1 pseudogene is annotated in these 528 nt (G+C 45.3%); it reads right to left on the reverse strand.

Going from position 1 to position 528, the window contains the following annotated elements:
* Positions 1-528 (reverse strand): annotated as a pseudogene (locus tag ACTWP7_RS20410) (RNA-guided endonuclease TnpB family protein); the annotation flags it as partial.

The raw sequence follows: 528 nt of genomic DNA on the forward strand, positions 1-528 counted from the left end.
AGGTCGCGGTCGTGGTGGCAGCCGCAATCTGGGCAATCCCACGTTCGAACAGCGAGATTCTTCACCTCACGGTTTTGGTATCCGCACTTGGAACACAGCTGTGAACTCGCAAAAACGTTCGATACGGGTACCAACTGCTTCCCGTACCACTTTGCTTTGTATTCGAGCATAGAACATCGACCAGCTCACATCACTAATCGATTTGGATCGCTTTCGGCTTTTGAGCATATTGGAAATTTGGAGATTTTCTACACCGATCACATCGTGGTTTTTGATGATTTCGGTAGAAATCTTATGCAGATAATCTTTGCGGGAGTTCGCTATCTTCTCGTAAAGTCTAGCTACTTTAATACGTTGCTTATGCCAATTCGAAGATCCCTTTTCCCTTCGGGAAAGGATATGTTGAGCTTTTGCTAGTTTCTTTTCGGTCTTACGTAGGTATCGTGGGTTTTGATAGGTGGTGCCATTCGAGAGAGCAGCGAAGTCTTTCAATCCGAGATCAATGCCAACATAAGTGTTGGATTTAGG

Origin of the sequence: Halobacillus sp. B29 (assembly GCF_052246755.1) — a bacterium.
GTDB classification, from domain to species: Bacteria; Bacillota; Bacilli; order Bacillales; family Halobacillaceae; genus Halobacillus; species Halobacillus halophilus.